This is a genomic window from Musicola keenii (assembly GCF_014855505.1).
Lineage (GTDB): Bacteria > Pseudomonadota > Gammaproteobacteria > Enterobacterales > Enterobacteriaceae > Musicola > Musicola paradisiaca.
Genome location: NZ_JAAWVW010000005.1, coordinates 119730 through 140730, shown reverse-complemented (window position 1 = coordinate 140730; position 21001 = coordinate 119730). Strand labels below are relative to the sequence as shown.

Below are 21001 nucleotides of genomic sequence, written 5' to 3'. Positions count from 1 at the left end.
TGGATAAGGCGCAGGTTAACCATGTATCATGATGACAAACGGCTTAAATACACAATGGATGCATGGATAACTACTCTCAAATCAACAGCAGCGAGCCTGTCAACCAGCAGATCTACCGCGTATTGCGCAAGGATATTGTGGAATGCACGATCCCACCGGGCAAACTCTTGTCTGAAAAGGAAATATCGACACGTTTTTCCGTCTCCCGCCAACCGGTGCGTGAAGCCTTTATCAAGCTGGCGGAAGCTGGGCTGGTGCAAATACTGCCGCAACGCGGCACCTTCGTCATGAAAATCTCCGAACAGCGCGTCGCCGATGCCCGTTTTATCCGTCAGGCGTTGGAGTGCGCGATTGTCCGCCGTGCGGCGGAATACATAACGGACGAGCAACTGCTGGTGCTGGAGCACAACCTACGGCGGCAGGAGTTGGCGGCTCAGAACGAGCAGATCCGGGAATTTCTCAGCCTGGACGACGATTTCCACCAATTACTGACGCACATCGCCCGCTGCCCGCTGGCCTGGGAAACTATCGAGTCCATCAAGGCCACCATGGACAGAGTGCGTTTCCTGAGCCTGAGCCAGGTATCGCCGCCGGCTAGCCTCATCCAGCAACATTACGTGATTTTCAACGCGCTAAAAGCCCGCGACCCGAACGCGGTGGAACAGGCCATGAACATACACCTGCAGGAAATGATTCACTCCATTACCCCCATCGCCGAGCAGAATCGGGACTGGTTTGAACATGCCTGACCGCTGAAGGTCTCGCATACCGCCTGAAACAACCGTAGGAAATACAAGGTAGAACATGAAAAAACTCATTAGCGCAATGTTCCTGTCGGCAGCGCTGCTGCCCGCCACCACGCTGGCCGCCTGGCAAACCAAAGTGGAAGACGACGTCTTCACCGGCGGCAAAAAAGCCGCCATGGCGGTATTAACCGACGACAAATCGACCCAGCACGGCCTCATGTTCGAATGCAACAAAAACGACTTATCGTTCGCCTATGTCGAAAAGGGAACCTTCCGAGAAGCCAAAGCCAATATGGCGGCCGATCTGTTGATCAAGATCGACGAGGGTGAGGTCGTCACCCTGCCGATCGTCTACCAAAAACGCAATGACGAATACGTACAGGGCAAAACCACCGATAAACAAAAAATCGTCGCCGTGCTGAAACAAGCCAAAACGGCCAAGACCAAAATCCTCGTCGGTATTAAAGCCGGCGAGAAGAAAACCACCTTCTCCACCGGTGCCGCCAACGCCCCGGCGTCCGTCGCCGCCTTCGTCAACGCCTGCAACCTGAATCTCGGCTAAAACCCCGTCGGTCTCCCCGCCATCTGAAACCGGGAAGGCCGACGTTTCTTATCGCATCCCCGCTCTGCCCCTCGAAGAGCCCCCGCTCGGAGATAACCTATGTTCATTATCAGAGACGCTGTACCCGCCGATACTGACTCGATCATCGGCCTGCATTTCGCCGGGCTGCGAGAAAGCGGATCGTTATCGCCGGATACGTCGCTGGACGCCGACCTCTACCACCTCGCGGAACACTACCCCCGCGACAGCGCGCGCTTTCTGGTTGCCGTCACGCCGGAACAGCGCATCGTCGGGATGGGCGCGATTCGCCGCCACTCCGCCACCGTTTACGAGATTAAAAGAATGCGGGTCGCGGCGGATGCCCGCCGGGAAGGCATCGCCCAGGCCATTCTGGACACCCTGTTTGAGTTTGTCCGCGGCATTCACGGTGTTGAAACCCTGATGTTGGACACCGGTGAAAAACAAACCGCCGCCCAGCGCCTGTATGAAAAAAACGGATTTATGCTCGATGCCCGAAAAAATATCGGCGGGATACCCAGCCTGATTTACAAAAAAAGCCTGAAGACGGCCGAATAACTGAGACTGGCGACGTATCCGGCAAGGTACGGAAGCATGTCCAGGGGGAATGTGGCGAAAAGCGGTACGGCGGCGATTTCACGGCCCGTCACGCCGGCCGGTCTTTCACCGGCGCGGCGTTAACCGGGCAGCTGCGCCGCTGCCCGTCAATGACTCACTTCACCATCGGCAGATTCAACTGATGCGCCGCCGCACAGGACTTGGCGGTGTCGTAGCCGGCATCGGCATGACGCATCACGCCAGTGGCCGGATCGTTCCACAGTACCCGCGCCAGCCGGACATCCGCCTGCTCGCTGCCGTCGCAGACGATCACCACCCCGGCATGCTGGGAAAATCCCATCCCGACGCCGCCGCCGTGATGCAGGCTGACCCAGGTCGCGCCGCCCGCCGTATTCAACAGCGCATTGAGCAACGGCCAGTCGGAAACAGCATCGGAGCCATCTTTCATCGCTTCCGTTTCCCGGTTGGGCGAGGCGACCGAACCGCAGTCAAGATGGTCGCGGCCAATCACGATCGGCGCTTTCAACTCGCCGTTACGCACCATTTCGTTAAACGCCAACCCGGCCAGATGCCGCTCGCCCAGCCCCAGCCAGCAAATGCGCGACGGCAGGCCCTGAAAGGCAATGCGCTCCCGCGCCATATCCAGCCAGCGGTGCAGGTGGTGATTATCCGGGAACAGTTCCTTCAGTTTGGCGTCGGTCTTGTAGATATCCTCCGGGTCGCCGGACAGCGCCACCCAGCGGAACGGCCCTTTGCCTTCGCAGAACAGCGGGCGGATATACGCCGGGACAAAGCCTGGGAAATCAAAGGCATTTTCAACACCCGCATCGAAAGCGCGCTGGCGGATATTGTTGCCGTAATCCACGGTGGGGATACCCATATGGCAAAAATCCAGCATCGCCTGAACATGCACCGCCATGGATGCGCAGGCGGCGCTCACCACCGCATCGGGATTATCGACGCGCTCCTGCTGCCAGCGCGCCACGCTCCAGCCTATCGGCAGATAGCCGTTGAGCGGGTCGTGCGCCGAGGTCTGGTCGGTGACGATATCCGGCCTCAGCCCCCCGGCGTTGGCGCGTTTCACCAGCTCCGGCAGCACTTCGGCGGCGTTACCCAGCAGGCCAACGGAAATGGCTTTTTTCTGCGCGCAGGCGTCGGCCATCATCGCCAGCGCCTCATCGATACTGTCGGTCTTGTAATCCAGATAACGGGTACGCAGCCGGAAATCAATACGGGATTCTTGACACTCCACCGCCAGCACGCTGGCGCCGGCCAGCACCCCGGCCAGCGGCTGGGCGCCGCCCATACCGCCAAGACCGGCGGTGAGGATCCATTTGCCGCTCAAATCGCCGTTATAGTGCTGGCGACCGGCTTCGGCGAAGGTTTCATAGGTGCCCTGCACGATGCCCTGCGCGCCGATGTAAATCCAGGAACCGGCGGTCATCTGGCCGTACATCATCAGCCCGGCCTTATCCAGCTCGTGAAAGTGTTCCCAGGTGGCCCAGTGCGGCACCAAATTGGAGTTAGCGATCAGCACACGCGGCGCATCCGCATGGGTACGGAACACTCCCACCGGTTTACCGGACTGCACCAGCAGGGTTTCGTCCGCCTTCAACGCACGCAAGCTGGCAAGAATAGCGTCAAAGCACGGCCAGTTGCGGGCGGCTTTGCCGATGCCGCCGTACACCACCAGATCTTCCGGCCGCTCCGCCACATCCGGATCCAGGTTGTTCTGGATCATGCGGTAGGCGGCTTCAATCAGCCAGTTTTCACAATGCAGTTCGGTTCCCTGCGGGGCCCGCACCACGCGGGCCAAAGCGGTGGGTTGAGTTGTCATGGCAAATTCCTTATCAGGCGTGCGCCGCTACGGCGGCATAACTGGGTAACAAGGTGAAGATAGGCGTCGGCCAACGGCCGCTGACGGCCCACTGACGCATCCGTTCAATATCCGTCGCCATCAGGCGATCACTATCAAGAAACGCCACCCGCTCCCGCAGTTGCAGTAATTCCTGCTCCAGCAGCGGCGAGCTCTTCAGCGGCCGGTGAAAATCGATGCCCTGCGCGGCGGCCATCGCTTCGATGCCCACGACGGTGGCGGTGTTGAAGCACATGCTACCGAGACGGCGAGCGGCGTAGGTCGCCATTGACACATGATCTTCCTGATTAGCGGACGTCGGCAGGCTGTCCACGCTGCCGGGGTGAGCCAGCGATTTGTTCTCCGACGCCAGCGCGGCGGCAGTGACCTGTGCAATCATAAACCCGGAGTTGACGCCGCCGTCGTTAACCAGAAACGGCGGCAGGCCGGACAGCGCGCTGTCCAGCAGCAGCGCCATGCGGCGCTCGGAAATAGCGCCGATTTCCGCGACGGCCAGCGCGATGATATCCGCCGCGAACGCCACCGGTTCGGCGTGGAAGTTACCGCCGGAAATCACCTCTTCCGTTTCCGGGAAAACCAGCGGGTTATCGGAAGCGGCATTCGCCTCGATCTGCAAAATGCGTGCGGCGTGGTTAAGGTTGTCGAGGCAGGCGCCCATCACCTGCGGCACGCAACGGATGGAATAGGGATCCTGCACCCGGCCGCAGTTCACATGCGACTGCAATATTTCGCTGTCTGCCAACAGCTCGCTGATGGCGGCCGCCACGGCGATCTGCCCAGCCTGGCCGCGCGCCTGATGGATACGGGCGTCAAACGGCTTGACCGACCCTTTGATGGCTTCCAGCGACAACGCGCCCGCCACCAGACCGGCGGCAAACACATTTTCCGCGTCGAACAACCCGCGCAGCGCCAGCGAGGTGGAAACCTGCGTACCGTTAAGCAGCGCCAGCCCCTCTTTCGGCCCCAGCACTAACGGCTCGACACCGGCCAGCGCCAGCCCGTCCCGCGCCGGGATCAGCGTGCCATTAACCCGTACCTGGCCTTCTCCCAGCAGCATCAGCGACAAATGCGCCAGCGGCGCCAGATCGCCGGACGCGCCCACCGAGCCCTTTTCAGGTACGCAGGGCATCACGCCGGCGTTGAACAGCGCCAGCAGCGTGTCAATCACCCGCATCCGTACCCCGGAGTGTCCGCGCGCCAAACTGACCACCTTGGTCGCCATCACCAAACGCAGCACATCGTCCGGCAACAGTTCGCCGACGCCCACGCTATGCGATAACACCAGATTGCGTTGCAGTTCCGCCAGCCGATCCACCGGAATGCGCGTTTGCGCCAGCTTGCCGAAACCGGTATTGATGCCGTAGACCACCCGGCCTTGCGCCACGATGTTTTGCACCGTCTCCTGCGCGGCCTCAATCGCGGCGCGCGCCGGCTCCGCCAGCGTCAGCGTCACATTGCCGTGGTAAATGGCGCGCAGCGTGGCGAGATCCACTGCGCCGGGCGTCAGGCAATAACTTGGGATGTGCGACATAATCTAATCCTGTATATACAAGTATGAATAAAAAAAATGCGGCCCTGTCAGTGATACACGCCGATGCGGCATCCGGCAAGCGTCATGAGACGCACAACCGGAAACGCCGCGCCCTGCATTTCCCCGCCGGCCGAACTTAAGCCAACGCATGCCCCGGCCATAAACCTATTCAGGCTGACCGGGCGCGCGGAAGATCTGCCGCCTCCCAGCACGGATTCCCGCGTCGAACGGCCCAGCGTCAATGCGCCAACGCCTGCAGGGTCTCACTGCGAATTTCTTCAGTAATACGCGCCTTGAGCGCCATAAACGCCGGCGAGGTCTTTAGGGTATAGTCTCTGGGCCAGGGAAAATCCACCGCCACCTCGTCTTTGATCCGGCCCGGTCTGGCGCTGAAAATCGCTACCCGGTTCGCCATAAAAATGGCTTCATCGATGTCATGGGTGACGAACAGTACCGTTTTGCGTGACGCTTCCCACACCGACAGTAACAACTCCTGCATCATCACCCGCGTCTGGTTATCCAGCGCGCCAAACGGTTCATCCATCAACAAGACCTTGGGATCATTGGCCAACGCACGGGCGATAGCCGTGCGCTGCTGCATCCCGCCGGACAACTGGCGCGGATAGTGATGTTCAAAACCGCGCAACCCCACCTGATGGATATAGTAATCGCTGCGCGCTTGCTGCTGCGCCTTGCTGATGCCGCGCTCCTGCAGGCCGAAACAGATGTTCTCCCGCACCGTGAGCCACGGAAACAGCGTATAGCTCTGAAACACCATGCCGCGATCGGCACCGGGGCCGTCCACCAGCCGCCCGTCCAGCCACACTTCACCGCGATCCGGCGCATCCAGCCCGGCAATAATACGCAACAGCGTCGATTTGCCGCAGCCGGAAGGCCCCAGAATAGTGATGAAGTCGTTCTCATTCACCTGATAGTCGATCGGTTGCAGCGCCTGTACCCGCTCACCCTTCGGACTGGTGAACACCCGCTCGACCTGACGAATCGATAATTTGCTGTATTTCATCGCACGCTCCAGGCAAACAGCCGGCGGTTAAGCGCCTTAAATAACATGTCCGACAACAGGCCGATCACCCCGATCACGATAATGCCGAAGATAATCTGCCCGGTATTCAGCAACGCCTGGCTGCCGACGATCATATGGCCGATACCGCTGGAGGCGCCGATCAACTCCGCCACAATCACATAAGTCCAGGCCCAGCCCAGCACCAGCCGCAGCAGTTCAGCGATATCCGGCGCGGAACCGGGGATAAGCACCCGCAGTACCACGCTACGGCTGGAACAGCCCAGCGTGTAAGCGGCCTCCACCAGATCGCGGCGAGCGGTGCCGACGCTGACCGCCACCATCAGCACGATCTGAAAGAACGAGCCGATAAAAATCACCAAAACCTTCTGCATTTCGCCAATACCGGCCCACAGGATCAGCAACGGCACAAAGGCGGACGCAGGCAAGTAACGACAAAAAGAAACGAACGGCTCGAAGAACGCTTCCACCAGCTTGTAGGCGCCCATCAAGATCCCCAACGGCACGCCGATCAACGCCGCCAGCAGAAACCCCGCCACCACTCGCATCACCGTCATGCCGATATCCTGAATGAAATCGTAGTCGGTAAACAGCAACACGCCTTCGCGCAGCATGGTGAACGGGTCGGCCAGGAAGGTGACAGGCACCCATCCGCCCAGCGTCACACCGCCCCATACACCGAAAAACAGTACAAAAAAACCGACCCCCAGCGTCCAACGCAGGCGGTAGGATACCGGCCGCAGCGGCACCATCAGCGGATGGTGCGAAGGGCGCGGCGCATCCGGCAGGGCGGCGGGCGCCGCGTCCGTGCGGGTAAGGCTGTTCATGTCCGCTTCCTTCATCGGTTTATTTCACATAACTGGCGTCATACAGCGCCGAAAGATCCGGTTTCTGGCGAATCACCTTGGCCTCCAGCAACAGCTTGGCGGCTTCTTCGCTGAATTTGGCGATCTCACCGCTGAAGAACACGCGATTCTGCTCGCGATCCTGCCAACGCAAATACTGGGCCGACTGGGCGAACTCCTTGCCGCTCGATTTCACCGCTGCCCCCATGATTTCGTAGGATTTGTCCGGTTGGGATGTGATCATGTCCAGCGCATCGAAATAGCTTTCCACCAACGCTTTTCCCACCTGCGGATGTTGTTTCAGGAAATCAGGCGTGCAACCCAAGGTATCCATCACCATCGGATAATCCAGCGTGGTGGCGATAATTTTACCTTTGTCCGGCTGTTGACGAATGGTGGACAGGTAGGGCTCGTAGCTCATCGCCGCGTCGTTCTGACCGGCGACGAAGGCCTGCGCCGAGGCTTGCGGCGACAGAGTAGCGACTTTCACATCCTTGATGCTCATGCCGTTTTTATCCAGGATCCACGCCAGCGCGAAATAAGGTGATGTGCCCGGCGCATCCACGCCGATGGTTTTCCCCTTCAGGTCGCGCACGCTGTTAACGTCGTTGCGCACCGCCAGGCCGTCCGCACCGTAGGATTTATCCAGCTGGACGATCTGTTTGAGCATCACGCCAGCCGCGGCCCAGGATACATAGGTCTCCACCGTGGTGGCGGCGCACTGAATAGCGCCGGACGCCACCGCCAGATGCCGGTCTTTCTGCGGAATCATTTTCAAATCCACCTTCAGGCCGTGTTTCTGAAAAATACCCGCCTTGTCCGCCAGCGTCAGCGGGGCAAAGCCGGTCCATCCAGAGATGCCGATCGCCACCGGCGTCTCCTCGGCCTGAGCCAGCGTAGCGGCAGACAAACAGACGGCAATCAGGGAAAGTTTCCAACCGGCATGGCGTAATGCTGTACTCATGTTCCTGCTCCTGTCGTGAAGGGGATGATTCAAAGTGTATAATCTTGTCTATACAAGCAATGGCTATGCCAGTTTGGATCAATACCCAATAATCGCCGGAACAGGCGTGCCCGGCTGGATACCGGCCTCTTCCGGGCGCAGTATCCCGGCACGCCAGGTGACGCAAACATGAGCCAAAACGGTGCATTGCACCGTTTTCAACCAGCCTCAGGATGGATTGTTAGCCGAGCTGTTATCGTCATCGATAAAGTAAACCACTTCCGCCGCACGAATTTTGTCCTCGGTGCGTGTGCTGATTTTGATTTTTTCTGCATCCTGATTATTCAAAAACAGGTGGTTATCCTCGCTGTACAGCCGCTGGCGCAGCTCGTCATCGCTGAGCGAGGTGCACTCCCGGTAGATGTTTTTCAACATCCCGACGTAGTTGTCCATCCACTGATGATGGCTATCCAGCATGTCCGGCGCCGCCTCTTTTTCCCCGATTCCTACTTTGGGGGCATGAATCATGATTAAGGTGTCTTTCAACATCACCCGGTTCTGCGCACCGCAAAACAGCATGGTCGCCGCCGACCCCACGACGGACAAATCGACCGTGGTCACGGGAATACGAGAGCTGCGGATCGCCAGATAACCGGAATGCCCGCTGTCCATCTCCCCCCCTCTGCTGTTGATGTAGAGATAAATCGCCTGGGCGTTTTTAAACCGCATGTTAGCCTCATCCAGCGCGGTGGTCAGTTCGGTGACTTTGTGTTGGTTAACCGCGCCGGTGAAATACATTTTGACGCTGTCGACCTCCTCAGCCTTAACGCCGGGGGTGCTGATGACCTTAAGACTGGCCTGGACGGAAAACGCGGAAAGCGTGAGCAAAAGTATCCACCCTTTTTTCATGATACGGACTCCTGCATAGCCATTATCGATCCGGCACCGACCACTGTGCCGTGCGGAAAGGACGCCTCGGTCGCTGCCATCACCGGCAGCCGTCGTCAGCATAGGGCATAGGCGCTGTTTTTCCAGTGGAAAACACAGCCACTAACACATTGAAACATTGGAATATATTGGTTTACGAAGTCCACCACCCCTACCGCTGACCAGCCAAAGTCGGTGCGCTGTAAATGGCATAGGTAGCTTGTCTATACAGGAGCAGCGGTTGTTGGCTACACTGCAACGTATCCATTGATGTTGAGAACGATACCGTGACAGAACCGCAAACCGCCTCCCAACTCGCCGCCGCCATGAGCGATGTGCCCGCACCGATTTACCTACGGGTTAAACAGGCGATCATCAGCCAAATTCGCAGCGGCGCCTGGCAGGCGCACCAGCGTATCCCGTCGGAAAGCGAACTGGTGAATGAGTTGGGCGTAAGCCGCATGACCATCAACCGCGCGTTGCGGGAACTGACCAGCGAAGGCTATCTGGTGCGAATGCAGGGCGTCGGCACCTTTGTCGCCGAACAAAAGGCCTATACCGCCCTGCTGGAGGTGCACAATATCGCCGATGAAATCGCCGCTCGCGGCCACCGCCACAGTAGCCGAGTGATCGTGCTGGAATCGCTCACCGCCGACGGCGATCAGGCGGCTCAGTTGGAAATATCCCCCGGCCAACCGCTGTTTCACTCGCAGATTGTGCATTACGAAAACGATGTGCCGGTGCAGTTAGAACTGCGCTACGTCAACCCTTCGCTGGCGCCGGACTATCTGCAGCAAGACTTCACGCGCGAAACGCCGCACAGTTATCTGACGCGCGTGGCGCCGCTGACCGCCGGCGAACATCGGGTGGAGGCCGTCGCCGCCGAAGCCGCCCAGCGTGACGTGCTGGCGCTTGGCGACCATGAACCCTGCCTGCTGATCCGCCGCCGTACCTGGCACGGCTCGCGGGTGGTGACGTCAGCGCGTCTGCTCTACCCCGGCTCGCGCTATCAGTTGTTCGGGCGCTTTGCCAGCAACGGCTAGAATAGATACGCATAACACCGCTACTTCACCCACTGTCATGGCCATTAGCCGCCGTATCTGAGCGCCTGATGACCCATTCGCTGTATCGCTTGTACAGTAAATCCCTTCATTTTCGGCTTTATAAACGGGTGACAGCGGCAAAACACCATTGGGTACCGCTACTTAGGCAGTGAGGAAGATATTGGCTGGTCTGAATAGATAGTCGTCAATAATAACGCGCTCTCCTCACCTTCCGGCATCCAGCAGGCGCCATGCGATAGCCACCATGCCCCATCCCCCGGGGTATAAACTGCGCCATCGCATCGCCAATCCCCTGACAACACGTAGGCAATGCCGCCGCAATCGTCCGGTGGCATTGCACTGGCGCTGACCACCTCCACCTGCGACCGGCAATAACGACGATCGGTCATGATGTTGAAATCCAAACTCTCGCCGCCGCACAAATGGGCGACAATCGCCTGCTCACCGGTAAAACGAAACGGTTGATGGCAGCGCAACGCATGCCGCCAGTCCTCCGCCTGCAACTCCACGCCCTCGCCGGACAGCAACGTAATCACCCGGTCAATGCCTGGAAACAGGGAGAACGCGCCATCCTGCGACAACGTCGCGATACTGGCGCGCCAGACAAACTCGCCTTGCGGCGCGGCAATCCGGCAGATCTCTCGGGTTTCTCCACCGCCGTTCTTCCAACGGCTGACCGGCAGTTGCTGCAATGAAAACCGTTTCATTATGCCGTCTCCTGCAAGCGACGCATCACTGCGACGAAGCGGGCGTCATAGTCGTCATCCAGCGCATGCCGCCCTTTAGCAACGACTTGCCTACCCGCCACCCAGACATCGCGGATCTGCTGACGTTCGCCGGCGAACAACCAACGATTCAATACCGCGTCGTCCGGCACCGCACCGAGCATGGCGTCATCTTTTAGTACCAGCCAGTCCGCCCGCCAGCCCACGCTCAGTTCCCCCACCGGCACGCGGCACGCCTGTGCGCCACCCTGTGCAGCTTGCTGATAAAGCACATTACCGACCGCAGGCTGCTGCGGCGTGACGACCCGATTGCGCCGACGATCACGCAGTCGCTGGCCATACTCCAGCCAGCGCAGCTCTTCCAGCACGCTGACCGAGACATGGCTGTCGGAACCAATCCCCCAGCGCCCGCCGTGCTCCACATACCGATCCAACGGAAAGATGCCGTCGCCCAGGTTGGCTTCGGTGGTCGGACACAGCCCCGCGACCGCTAAGCTCTGCGCCAGCAACGTTCGCTCGCGCTCGTCAAGATGGGTGGCGTGCACCAGGCACCAGCGTCCGTCTACCGCGAACCGGTTCAACAACCAGTTAACCGGCCGCTCACCGCTCCAGCTCAGACAGTCGTCCACCTCTTTCTGCTGTTCAGCAATATGGATATGTACCGGCAACGTGCTGTCAGTGGCTTCCAGTACGTCTTCCATCTGGTTTTGACTGACCGCCCGCAGCGAGTGGAAACAGACGCCATGATTGAGCAATGCGTCATCACGGGTGAGCGTCGCCAGTGCGGACAGTTGTTGCAGGTAGCGATCGACATTCTGAATAAAACGTTGTTGTCCCGGCGTCGGCGCCTGCGCGCCAAACCCGCTGTAGCTGTACAGCACCGGCAACAGCGTTTGACCGATGCCCGCCAGCTTCGCCGCCGCCATCAGTTGGCGCAGCATGTCATGGTCGCGGTAGGGTTTGCCCTGCGTATCGTGATGCAGGTAGTGAAACTCCGCCACCTGGGTGTAACCGCCTTTCAGCATTTCGATATACAGCCGGGTGGCGATGACGCCGACCTGTTCCGGCGTCAACTTACCCACCAACCGGTACATCAGATCGCGCCAGGTCCAGAAGCTGTCCTGCGGATGGCCGGCGACCTCCGCCAGCCCGGCCATCGCCCGCTGAAATGCATGGGAATGCAGGTTAACCATGGCGGGCAGCACCGTACCGGCCAGCATTTGCGCCCCCTCCACCGACGCATTCGGCGTTACCGCCAGCAAATAGCCTTGCGCGTCCACATCCAGCCGGACATTGCGCGCCATGCCTTGCGGCAATAAGGCGCGAGGAGCAAAGAAAGCAGTCATGGGAAAATCCTGTCGTGAGGTTGTATATACTTACCTATACACCAAAGTAGGCGCTAAATGACATAGCGCTTTTTTATCATGACACGCCGTCGCAACTCGTCATGCGGGTGGAAAATAAGAAACTCCTATTCGATTGCGACTTGCTGAAAACCGCGGCGGGCGTATAACTTGTCTATACAAGATTATAAAACCAGGAGCGACTGTGATGCTCAACTGCGATAGCCTGTGGCTTGGCGCCAATCTGGTGACTTTGCGTAACGGCTGTTATCACATCATTGAAGACGGCGCGCTGGCGGTTAACGCAGGCCGGATTGTCTGGCTTGGCGCGCGCGCTGATATGCCGGAGATACAAGCTGAGCGCGTCACCCATTTCGGCGGCGGTATCATTACCCCCGGTTTGATTGACTGCCACACCCATCTGGTGTTTGGCGGTAATCGCAGCCATGAATTCGAACAACGCCTCAACGGCGCTAGCTATGCCGACATCGCTGCCCAGGGCGGCGGTATCCTCTCCACCGTCAACGCCACCCGTCAGGCCGACCACGACAGCCTGTTGCGTTCGGCGCTGGCCCGCCTGCGCCCGCTATTGTCCGAGGGCGTCACCACGATTGAAATCAAATCCGGTTATGGGTTGGATGTCGCCGCCGAGCTAAAAATGCTCCGGGTTATCCGCGCGTTGGCGCAGCAACAGCCGGTACACGTCGTCTCGACTTGTCTTGCGGCCCATGCCATTCCGCCTGAATACCGGGGGCAACCGGATGCCTGGATCGAACTGGCTTGCCAGTCGCTGCTGCCCGCAGTGGCGCAGGAACACCTGGCCGATGCGGTCGACGCTTTCTGCGAACATCTGGCCTTCAGCCCACAGCACGTCGAGCGGCTGTTTACGGCGGCGCAGGCGCTCGGTCTGCCGGTCAAACTGCACGCCGAACAGCTGTCTTCCCTGCACGGTAGCGAACTGGCCGCCCGCTTTCAGGCGCTCTCCGCCGACCATCTGGAATACGCCACCGAACAGGATGTGGCCGCAATGGCCGCGGCGGGCACCGTCGCCGTCCTGCTGCCCGGCGCCTACTATCTGCTGCGGGAAACGCAATGCCCGCCGGTTGAGCTATTCCGTCGTTATGGCGTACCGATGGCCATCGCCAGCGATTGCAACCCTGGGACATCGCCGGCGCTGTCGCTGCGCCTGATGCTGAATATGGCCTGTACGCTGTTCCGTTTTACACCGGAAGAGGCATTGGCGGGCGTCACGCTGCACGCCGCTCGCGCGCTGGGTTTACAAGACAGCCACGGTTCGTTAGAGGTGGGAAAAGTGGCGGATTTTGTCCACTGGCCGCTTGCACACCCGGCAGAGCTGGTTTACTGGCTGGGCGGTCAACTTTCCTGTACCACCATTTTCCGTGGAGAACCCCGTTAATGGATGCATTCACTTTTATTCCGGGCGATGGCCCGTTGCTACTGAGCATCCCGCACGCCGGGACAGCGCTGACGCCGGAAGTGGCCGACGCCTTGAGCGACGTGGCTAAACCCTTGCCGGATACCGACTGGCACCTCCCCCGGCTGTATCAGTTCGCGCAGGAGATGGGCGCCAGCGTGCTGATTGCCCGCTATTCCCGCTTCGTTATCGACCTGAACCGCCCCGCCGACGACAAACCGCTGTATGCCACCGCAACCACCGGCCTGTTCCCGGATATCCTGTTCGACGGCACGCCAGCATTTCTGCCGGGGAAAGCCCCGACGTCCGCCGTTCGCGCGGGTTATCTGCATGATATCTGGCAGCCTTATCACCAGAAAATCATCCAGGAACTGGCTCGCATCAGGCAGCAACACGGTTACGCCTGTCTGTTCGACGCCCACTCGATCGCCTCGCAGATCCCTCGTTTGTTCGAAGGGCGCTTACCGGATTTGAATCTGGGCACCAACGGCGGTTTGAGTTGTTCGATCGAGGCGGAAGAAGCGCTGCGGGCGGTATGCCAGCCCCAGCAACGCTGGAGCTGGGTGCTGAACGGTCGTTTCAAAGGCGGCCATATCACCCGCGCCTACGGACAGCCGGATCAACACCAGCACGCCATGCAGTTGGAACTGGCGCAATGCAACTACATGAGTGAACTGGCGCCATTCGACTGGGATTTGGGCAAAGCCGCCGAACTGCAACCAATGCTGAAAAATATCGTGACGACATTTGTGACATCGACGGCGGCGCGCTACCGCGCCTGACCGTCGTTTCATAGTCTTAGTAAACAGGCAATGCGTTATGTTGTTCCTCATCCGAGACCACAAAGCGGTCGACGGTTTCCCGCATATCGCTAGCCTGCCGATCCAACAATTGGCTGGCGTCAGCCGCCTGTGAAACCAAGGTGGCATTCTGTTGCGTCACCCGTTCCAGTTGGTTAAGTGCCTGATGCACTTGCTCGACGCCCAGCGATTGTTCACGCGCCGCCGTCGCGATGTCACTGACAAAATCCCGCACCTGTGCGGAACTGGTCATGATCTCGCGTAGAGTCTGGCTGCTGCTATCCACCAGCATGACGCCGGATCGAACCTGTTCAATACTGGCGGAAATCAGTTCCCGGATACGTTGTGATTCGCTCGCACTGCGCTGCGCCAGATTACGTACTTCCGTTGCTACGACGGCAAACCCTTTGCCTTGTTCGCCAGCTCGGGCTGCCTCGACCGACGCATTCAACGCCAGCAAATTGGTCTGAAAGGCGATGGTGTCAATCGCCCCTGTCAGTTGCGACATCTGTGCGCTGGAGTTTTGGATTTGCGCCATCGCGTCATTGGCCTGCCGGGAAATCTGCTCCGCCAGCATGATCCGTTCTTCCATGCTATGCATCAATGCCGATGCCTGCGCCGCATAGTCTGCGGTCTGTTTCACCGCACTGGAGATTTGCTCCATACTGCTTGCCGTCTCGACCAGAGACGCCGCCTGAGCATCGGTACGCTGGGCCAGATCCTGATTTCCCTGTGAGATGTCATTACTGGCACGCCCCACCAGACTGGCATTTTTCTTAATGGAGCAAACAATGCGCTCAATATTTTCCAACGAACGGTTGTAAGCCCGGTTCAACTGCGACAACTCATCGTTACCCGGTACATACAGCCGGCGGGTCAAGTCATTCCCCATTTCATCAATGGTTTGCAGCGTGGAGGTCATCTGCCGATAAATGCTGCGCACCACCAGTACCGCCAAAAGCAATGCCAGCGCCAACGCCACGACCATCCCGACCAGATAGGCGTGCCAACTCTGTTTCGCATTGTGCTCCAGTTGTTGGGCAAAACTCAGCAATGTTTCCGCCGCCGCATCTTCGATCACTTTCAACCTATCGATACGCACCGTCTGCTGCTTGAACCATTCATCCGCATTCACACCAAACCCGCCGGTCGCCGCTTTGGCAAACGCCAGATCACGCATGGCGATCGCAGGCTGCGCATCGGGGCTGTTGAGGCCATCCCGCATCCGCTGTTTAAGCGTCGGCTGCGCAAACTGGTTAAACGCCGCGCCATACGCATTTTCCATCCCCACCAGTTGGCTAAACCGCTCATACTGCCCGGCGCCGAACCGATCCACTGCAAAAACTTCCGACAACAGCGCCCGCATGATGCCCGCCTGTTCCTTGAAGTTCAGCAGGCTGTAATACGCCACCACGCGCGTCACCAATTCCCCTTCCGTCACCAGATTGCCCATGTCGCCCACCACGGCGATCATGTCGCTGATATTGGCGGTGTACCACCCCACGACCTGCGACGTCGGTAGTGAAAACGTATCGACTTGCGCACGCAGTGCAGACAGCCCTTGCTGACGCTCTTTGAGCGTGTTCAGGCGTTGTGCAATCACGCCCGATATCTCGTTCTGCGGCAACGCTGCCCAGCCTTGCCACAAGATGGCCAGCGTTTTGTCCGTTTCAAGCCGCTGATCACGCAGCGACGTGGCGAATTTCTGCCCTTTACTGCCGATATAACCGGAACTCATACCGCGCTCGCGCTGCATAGCGTGTGCGGCATTCCCCGCATACTCCGCCAGTGTCAGTAACTGCGAAAACTGCGCCATTTCCCGCTCTGCCTGACGGCGCTCCAGCATGCCGTTAGAAGAGAACCATAACAACGCAATCAACAATGGCATCAGCGCCAACGCAAACCTGTATCGCATAGAAAGTGAAGATAATCGCAACATGAACGTCCCCCGACGATTTGTGTAGTCTAGCCTCAATGTTATGGCTTTCTTATTTCGTTCTGTTCACATCAGAATCGTTAATGAAAAACCCAAAGCACATTGCTTCACGGTCTGCTCTCCCCGGTTTCCCGACGATATAGTAGAGAGTAGCAATCCAAGCGGAGTCTGCCCGTTATTGCATGACTGAAATACAATCTCCGGGCATAAAAAACCGCCATAAATCAGTAACACTGTACTGTTAAGCGTATGTTAATGAAAGGTGTGACAGTACGATCCCCGGCAAAACCGCCGCGACATCGACTCGGAAAGGTAATGGATATGCATGGTGCCATAGCCGGTTGTCTTTCAGATAAAAAACGCGCATTCACGGCATTTATGCCGCCGCCTCGCAATTAATCACCACACAACGCCTGACAGCCCGCGCCGCTTCTGCCAAAATAGACGCATCTCCCCGCATTGAAAATGATGGATTTTCCGTAGATGGTTGCAAAAATTATTGATGGTAAAACGATTGCGCAGCAGGTTAAGGACGAAGTCGCCGCCAGGGTGAAACTGCGTCTGGCGGCCGGAAAACGCGCACCGGGTCTGGCTGTAGTCTTGGTGGGCGAAAACCCCGCGTCGCAAATTTACGTCACCAGCAAACGCAAGGTGTGCGAAGAGGTCGGGTTCGTTTCCCGTGCTTACGACCTGCCCGCCACCACTACCGAATCAGAACTGTTAACGCTTATCGACGCGCTGAACGCCGATCCGGCAATCGATGGCATTCTGGTGCAATTACCGCTGCCGGCGGGGATCGACAACACCCGGGTGATTGAACGCATCGCGCCCGATAAAGACGTGGATGGTTTCCATCCCTATAACGTTGGCCGTCTGTGCCAGCGGGATCCACTGTTGCGTCCCTGTACGCCGCGCGGCATCGTCACCCTGCTGGAACGCTACGACATCAATATGTTCGGTCTGAATGCCGTGGTCGTCGGTGCGTCCAACATCGTCGGTCGCCCCATGAGTATGGAACTGCTGCTGGCTGGCTGCACCACCACGGTGACGCATCGCTTTACCAAGGATCTGCGCCACCACGTCGAGCATGCAGATCTGCTGATCGTTGCAGTCGGCAAACCCGGCTTTATCCCCGGTGAATGGATCAAACCCGGCGCTATCGTGATTGATGTCGGCATCAACCGCCTGGAAAACGGCAAAGTTGTCGGCGATGTTCGCTTTGACGAAGCTCAAGAACGCGCATCACTCATTACGCCGGTGCCTGGCGGCGTCGGGCCGATGACCGTGGCAACCCTGATCCAGAATACCTTGCAGGCATGCGAGGAATATCACGACACTCCAGTGCAGGCATGATACTTATGGCAATTTTTCATCTCGATAAACATCCGCACGTTGAACTGTGCGACTTGCTGAAGCTGTTGGGTTGGGCCGAAAGCGGCGCTGCGGCCAAGGTCGCTATCGCTGCCGGGGAAGTCTCGGTGAACGGCCAAACCGAAACCCGTAAACGCTGCAAAATCATCGCCGGCCAGACAGTGCTTTTTCACGGCGAATCAGTGACCGTTCAGGATTGACACGCGCGTTCTTCTCCCTGTCATCCTATGTGAAAAGGCCCGGCGAAACCGGGCCTTTATCGTGTGGTCTGGCAGTCAAGACTATTTACGGCGCCAGATAGTACCTTGCGGGCCGTCTTCCAGTACGATGCCCATGTCGGTCAAACAGTTACGCGCCGCATCCGCTGCCGCCCAGTCTTTCGACTGACGCGCATCGTTACGCTGCTTAATCAACGCTTCAATTTCCTGTACTTCGTCATCACAGGCCTGCGCACCGTTTTGCAGGAACAGTTCCGGATCCTGCTCCAACAAGCCCAGCACGCCCGCCAGACGACGCAACTCTGCCGCCAGTGCATTAGCCGCTGCGGCGTCCTCCGCTTTCAGGCGGTTGATATCGCGTGCGATATCAAACAGCACCGAATACGCTTCCGGCGTATTGAAGTCGTCATCCATCGCCGTGCAAAAACGGACTTCAAACGCCTCGCCGCCCGCTGGCGACGCCGACGCATCCGTACCACGCAACGCGGTATAAAGCCGTTCCAGCGACGCGCGCGCCTGCTTCAGATTTTCTTCACTGTAGTTGAGCTGGCTGCGGTAATGACCGGACATCAGGAAATAACGGATGGTCTCTGCATCGTAATGCGCCAGCACATCACGCACGGTAAAGAAGTTGTTCAACGACTTGGACATCTTCTCCCGATCCACCATGACCATGCCGGTATGCATCCAGTAATTGACGTATTCGCCGCCGTGGGCGCAGGTCGACTGGGCGATTTCGTTTTCATGGTGCGGGAACATCAAATCAGAACCGCCGCCGTGGATATCGAAGTGCTCACCCAACTGTTTGCAATTCATCGCCGAACACTCGATGTGCCAACCCGGACGGCCATTTCCCCACGGCGACGGCCAGCTCGGCTCGTTCAGTTTAGACATTTTCCACAACACGAAATCCATCGGATTGCGTTTTACTTCGGCGATTTCCACCCGAGCGCCGGCCTTCAACTGCTCCAGATCCTGACGGGACAATACGCCGTAACCCGGCGCGGTATCCACCGAAAACATCACGTCGCCGTTTTCCGCCACATAGGCATGGCGACGGGCGATCAGTTTTTCCACCAGTTCAATGATTTCGGCGATATGGTGGGTGGCACGAGGCTCTTCATCCGGACTCAAAATATTAAGAGAGGCGAAATCTGCATGCATTTCCGCAATCATGCGATCGGTCAATTGCGCGATCGTCTCGCCATTTTCCGCTGCACGCTTGATGATTTTGTCATCGATATCGGTGATGTTACGAACGTATTTAACGTCGTAGCCCAGATAACGCAGATAACGGGAAACCATGTCGAATGCCACGAAAGTACGCCCATGCCCGATGTGACACAGGTCGTAAACGGTTATCCCGCACACATACATGCCAACCTTGCCGGCGTGAATAGGTTTGAATTCCTCTTTTTGGCGACTCAGGGTGTTAAAAATCTTTAGCATCAGGACGTTCCATGGTTTCGCAGGCGATGGGCACACGGCTGCAGTACACGTAAAAGACAGTTTTTATCCGGTTTTACAACTTAGGCTGTGTATTGAACCCTGAACCCTGCACCATTGCAAGATCGCTACCCGCCAGCAATGTGAATATCGCTGGCCGCTCGGCTATTTCCGGCGCACTCTGACGATAAAGCCATTATCCCTGCGCCCAAAAACTATCACCGAACCCAAAAACTATCACCGAGCCCAAAAACTATCACCGAGCCCAAAAACAAGAGCCCGATCGTTCGATCGGGCCCGCGACACAACTGACAACTTACTACGTTTACGACTTACTGCTGCGTCGAGTAGCGACGGCTTAACGCCAGCGTGGATTGGACATCACGGAATACTTGCCGCTGCCCAGCAAAGCAATCGTGATCCCGGCAAAGAAATAAACGGCGACGCTTTCAATACCCCAGGCGCCGGTTTTATCCAGCGTGAAGATCGCTTCGGGATGGGCCAACAAGAAAGCAACGATCATGGTAAAGGAGAACGCCAGCGCCGAGGCGCGCGTCAGGATACCGAAAATCATCAGCACCGGCGTAATCACCTCGCCGACAAACACACCGTAACCAATAAAGCCCGGCAACCCTTTTGCCGCCAGCATTCCCTGAATACCGCCGATACCCGCGATAACTTTGTGAATACCGTGAAACAACATCAGCACACTAAACGACACACGAAGAATCAGCTTGCCTAAATCTGGTTTGTCCAACAGTTGATTAATCCGGTCCAACATAATTCACCTGCCTATTAAGGTTGTATTCAAGGATAGTGTGTTAACGCGAGGAGATCTCAGTTGCGATAAGAGTAAATTTTGGAAGTAAAAAAACATATCTAAATGATACTAAATATTGATTTAGCGCAAGAATTTTCTAATTCAAATTAATTCATTAAAATCAATGAAATAAGAAAGTTATTTTGAAGTAGATTCCTGCGTTCCCCCCCTTAGCCGCGCTTTACCACGGCGTCGTGCTGACTCAGTCATTCACTTATGTTATAAGAGCGCTTTTGGTGGCTCACTGCTTCCGTGAACATCTTTCTTTATGACTTATTATGGCTAAGTAAGGTTCATTTATGATTACGTTTCATACCAATCACGGCGATATCGTTATCAATACGTTTGCTGACAAAGCGCCAATCACCGTGGAAAACTTCCTGAACTACTGCCGCAGCGGTTTTTACGACAACACCATCTTCCATCGTGTTATTAACGGTTTCATGATCCAGGGCGGTGGTTTTGCGCCGGGTATGGAACAGAAAGCGACCAAAGCCCCCATCAAGAATGAAGCCAACAACGGTTTGAAAAACAACCGCGGCACACTGGCTATGGCTCGCACTAACGATCCGCACTCTGCTACCGCCCAGTTTTTCATCAACGTAGTAGACAATGACTTCCTGAATTTTCGTGCTGAAAACGCCAACGGCTGGGGCTACTGCGTATTTGCCGAAGTGACGGAAGGCCTGGATGTCGTCGACAAAATCAAAGCGGTCGCCACCGGCCGCAGCGGTATGCATCAGGACGTGCCGAAAGAAGACGTCATCGTCACCAAAGTGACCATCAGCGAGTAAT

The 21001-nt window shown here is 57.6% G+C and carries 20 protein-coding genes; 9 read left to right on the top strand and 11 right to left on the bottom strand.

Annotated elements, in window-relative coordinates:
- The first annotated feature begins 62 nt into the window (after positions 1 to 62).
- The 3 genes from HEP82_RS07085 (at position 63) to HEP82_RS07075 (ending at position 1884) form a co-directional block, all read left to right on the top strand.
- On the top strand, positions 63 to 749 hold the full coding sequence (locus HEP82_RS07085; RefSeq protein WP_192457444.1) for a GntR family transcriptional regulator: 687 nt from the start codon (positions 63 to 65) through the stop codon (positions 747 to 749).
- Positions 750 to 804: 55 nt separating this feature from the next.
- Complete coding sequence (locus tag HEP82_RS07080) at positions 805 to 1308, top strand: hypothetical protein (RefSeq protein WP_192457443.1); 504 nt, start codon at positions 805 to 807, stop codon at positions 1306 to 1308.
- Positions 1309 to 1407: 99 nt separating this feature from the next.
- Complete coding sequence (locus HEP82_RS07075; protein WP_192457442.1) at positions 1408 to 1884, top strand: GNAT family N-acetyltransferase; 477 nt, start codon at positions 1408 to 1410, stop codon at positions 1882 to 1884.
- A gap of 154 nt (positions 1885 to 2038) precedes the next feature.
- Here the strand turns inward: HEP82_RS07075 and hutU are convergent, their stop codons facing one another.
- From hutU to HEP82_RS07045, 6 genes are all read right to left on the bottom strand, one after another.
- Positions 2039 to 3721, bottom strand: coding sequence for a urocanate hydratase (gene hutU, locus HEP82_RS07070; RefSeq protein WP_192457441.1), 1683 nt, complete (start codon positions 3719 to 3721; stop codon positions 2039 to 2041).
- Positions 3722 to 3734: 13 nt separating this feature from the next.
- Positions 3735 to 5291, bottom strand: coding sequence for a histidine ammonia-lyase (gene hutH / locus HEP82_RS07065; RefSeq protein WP_192457440.1), 1557 nt, complete (start codon positions 5289 to 5291; stop codon positions 3735 to 3737).
- Between the two features lie 238 nt (positions 5292 to 5529).
- Positions 5530 to 6315, bottom strand: a complete 786-nt coding sequence (locus tag HEP82_RS07060; protein ID WP_015854326.1) for an ABC transporter ATP-binding protein — start codon at positions 6313 to 6315, stop codon at positions 5530 to 5532.
- The gene (locus HEP82_RS07055; RefSeq protein ID WP_192457439.1) at positions 6312 to 7160 is read right to left on the bottom strand and encodes an ABC transporter permease; all 849 of its coding nucleotides are present in this window, start codon (positions 7158 to 7160) and stop codon (positions 6312 to 6314) included. The genes HEP82_RS07060 and HEP82_RS07055 overlap by 4 nt, the downstream gene beginning before the upstream one ends.
- A gap of 19 nt (positions 7161 to 7179) precedes the next feature.
- Entirely contained in the window at positions 7180 to 8142 is a 963-nt protein-coding gene (locus HEP82_RS07050; RefSeq protein ID WP_192457438.1) for an ABC transporter substrate-binding protein, read from the bottom strand.
- A gap of 207 nt (positions 8143 to 8349) precedes the next feature.
- The gene (locus tag HEP82_RS07045; protein WP_192457437.1) at positions 8350 to 9030 is read right to left on the bottom strand and encodes an ATP-dependent Clp protease proteolytic subunit; all 681 of its coding nucleotides are present in this window, start codon (positions 9028 to 9030) and stop codon (positions 8350 to 8352) included.
- A 305-nt stretch (positions 9031 to 9335) separates the two neighbouring features.
- On the opposite strand from HEP82_RS07045, the gene hutC reads away from it, so the two are divergent.
- Positions 9336 to 10091, top strand: a complete 756-nt coding sequence (gene hutC / locus HEP82_RS07040; RefSeq protein ID WP_192457436.1) for a histidine utilization repressor — start codon at positions 9336 to 9338, stop codon at positions 10089 to 10091.
- Positions 10092 to 10249: 158 nt separating this feature from the next.
- Here the strand turns inward: hutC and HEP82_RS07035 are convergent, their stop codons facing one another.
- Positions 10250 to 10819, bottom strand: coding sequence for a HutD/Ves family protein (locus HEP82_RS07035; protein WP_192457435.1), 570 nt, complete (start codon positions 10817 to 10819; stop codon positions 10250 to 10252).
- Positions 10819 to 12183, bottom strand: a complete 1365-nt coding sequence (locus HEP82_RS07030; RefSeq protein ID WP_192457434.1) for a formimidoylglutamate deiminase — start codon at positions 12181 to 12183, stop codon at positions 10819 to 10821. Before HEP82_RS07030 ends, HEP82_RS07035 begins: the two co-directional genes overlap by 1 nt.
- Positions 12184 to 12385: 202 nt before the next feature.
- On the opposite strand from HEP82_RS07030, the gene hutI reads away from it, so the two are divergent.
- Together hutI and hutG are read left to right on the top strand one after the other, a co-directional pair.
- A complete protein-coding gene (gene hutI, locus HEP82_RS07025; protein ID WP_192457433.1) occupies positions 12386 to 13597 on the top strand; it encodes an imidazolonepropionase in 1212 nt (403 codons plus the stop codon).
- Entirely contained in the window at positions 13597 to 14397 is an 801-nt protein-coding gene (gene hutG / locus HEP82_RS07020) for an N-formylglutamate deformylase (RefSeq protein ID WP_192457432.1), read from the top strand. The genes hutI and hutG overlap by 1 nt, the downstream gene beginning before the upstream one ends.
- Before the next feature lie 16 nt (positions 14398 to 14413).
- On the opposite strand, the gene HEP82_RS07015 is transcribed toward hutG, so the two are convergent.
- Positions 14414 to 16354, bottom strand: coding sequence for a methyl-accepting chemotaxis protein (locus tag HEP82_RS07015; RefSeq protein ID WP_192457431.1), 1941 nt, complete (start codon positions 16352 to 16354; stop codon positions 14414 to 14416).
- A gap of 480 nt (positions 16355 to 16834) precedes the next feature.
- Between HEP82_RS07015 and folD the strand changes: the two genes are divergently transcribed.
- Positions 16835 to 17704, top strand: a complete 870-nt coding sequence (folD, locus tag HEP82_RS07010) for a bifunctional methylenetetrahydrofolate dehydrogenase/methenyltetrahydrofolate cyclohydrolase FolD (RefSeq protein WP_192457430.1) — start codon at positions 16835 to 16837, stop codon at positions 17702 to 17704.
- 5 nt (positions 17705 to 17709) lie between these two features.
- Positions 17710 to 17922: a ribosome-associated protein YbcJ gene (gene ybcJ / locus HEP82_RS07005; RefSeq protein WP_015854342.1), complete on the top strand. Its 213-nt coding sequence runs from the start codon at positions 17710 to 17712 to the stop codon at positions 17920 to 17922.
- A gap of 81 nt (positions 17923 to 18003) precedes the next feature.
- Here ybcJ and cysS read toward each other — a convergent pair whose 3' ends face one another.
- Both cysS and HEP82_RS06995 read right to left on the bottom strand, forming a co-directional pair.
- Positions 18004 to 19389, bottom strand: coding sequence for a cysteine--tRNA ligase (cysS, locus tag HEP82_RS07000; protein WP_192457429.1), 1386 nt, complete (start codon positions 19387 to 19389; stop codon positions 18004 to 18006).
- A 355-nt stretch (positions 19390 to 19744) separates the two neighbouring features.
- Positions 19745 to 20167, bottom strand: a complete 423-nt coding sequence (locus HEP82_RS06995) for a DoxX family protein (RefSeq protein ID WP_192457428.1) — start codon at positions 20165 to 20167, stop codon at positions 19745 to 19747.
- A gap of 338 nt (positions 20168 to 20505) precedes the next feature.
- Between HEP82_RS06995 and ppiB the strand changes: the two genes are divergently transcribed.
- Positions 20506 to 21000: a peptidylprolyl isomerase B gene (gene ppiB / locus HEP82_RS06990; RefSeq protein WP_192457427.1), complete on the top strand. Its 495-nt coding sequence runs from the start codon at positions 20506 to 20508 to the stop codon at positions 20998 to 21000.
- The last annotated feature ends 1 nt before the right edge of the window (position 21001 follow it).

Bases quoted from the DNA above. Each gene is read 5' to 3' on its own strand.
- HEP82_RS07055 (WP_192457439.1), bottom strand. From the start codon at position 7,160: ATGAACAGCCTTACCCGCACGGACGCGGCGCCCGCCGCCCTGCCGGAT.
- ybcJ (WP_015854342.1), top strand. From the start codon at position 17,710: ATGGCAATTTTTCATCTCGATAAACATCCGCACGTTGAACTGTGCGAC.
- HEP82_RS07075 (WP_192457442.1), top strand. From the start codon at position 1,408: ATGTTCATTATCAGAGACGCTGTACCCGCCGATACTGACTCGATCATC.
- HEP82_RS06995 (WP_192457428.1), bottom strand. From the start codon at position 20,167: ATGTTGGACCGGATTAATCAACTGTTGGACAAACCAGATTTAGGCAAG.
- HEP82_RS07060 (WP_015854326.1), bottom strand. From the start codon at position 6,315: ATGAAATACAGCAAATTATCGATTCGTCAGGTCGAGCGGGTGTTCACC.
- HEP82_RS07030 (WP_192457434.1), bottom strand. From the start codon at position 12,183: ATGACTGCTTTCTTTGCTCCTCGCGCCTTATTGCCGCAAGGCATGGCG.
- ppiB (WP_192457427.1), top strand. From the start codon at position 20,506: ATGATTACGTTTCATACCAATCACGGCGATATCGTTATCAATACGTTT.
- HEP82_RS07035 (WP_192457435.1), bottom strand. From the start codon at position 10,819: ATGAAACGGTTTTCATTGCAGCAACTGCCGGTCAGCCGTTGGAAGAAC.
- cysS (WP_192457429.1), bottom strand. From the start codon at position 19,389: ATGCTAAAGATTTTTAACACCCTGAGTCGCCAAAAAGAGGAATTCAAA.
- HEP82_RS07045 (WP_192457437.1), bottom strand. From the start codon at position 9,030: ATGAAAAAAGGGTGGATACTTTTGCTCACGCTTTCCGCGTTTTCCGTC.
- HEP82_RS07085 (WP_192457444.1), top strand. From the start codon at position 63: ATGGATAACTACTCTCAAATCAACAGCAGCGAGCCTGTCAACCAGCAG.
- HEP82_RS07080 (WP_192457443.1), top strand. From the start codon at position 805: ATGAAAAAACTCATTAGCGCAATGTTCCTGTCGGCAGCGCTGCTGCCC.
- hutH (WP_192457440.1), bottom strand. From the start codon at position 5,291: ATGTCGCACATCCCAAGTTATTGCCTGACGCCCGGCGCAGTGGATCTC.
- HEP82_RS07015 (WP_192457431.1), bottom strand. From the start codon at position 16,354: ATGTTGCGATTATCTTCACTTTCTATGCGATACAGGTTTGCGTTGGCG.
- hutU (WP_192457441.1), bottom strand. From the start codon at position 3,721: ATGACAACTCAACCCACCGCTTTGGCCCGCGTGGTGCGGGCCCCGCAG.
- HEP82_RS07050 (WP_192457438.1), bottom strand. From the start codon at position 8,142: ATGAGTACAGCATTACGCCATGCCGGTTGGAAACTTTCCCTGATTGCC.
- hutG (WP_192457432.1), top strand. From the start codon at position 13,597: ATGGATGCATTCACTTTTATTCCGGGCGATGGCCCGTTGCTACTGAGC.
- folD (WP_192457430.1), top strand. From the start codon at position 16,835: ATGGTTGCAAAAATTATTGATGGTAAAACGATTGCGCAGCAGGTTAAG.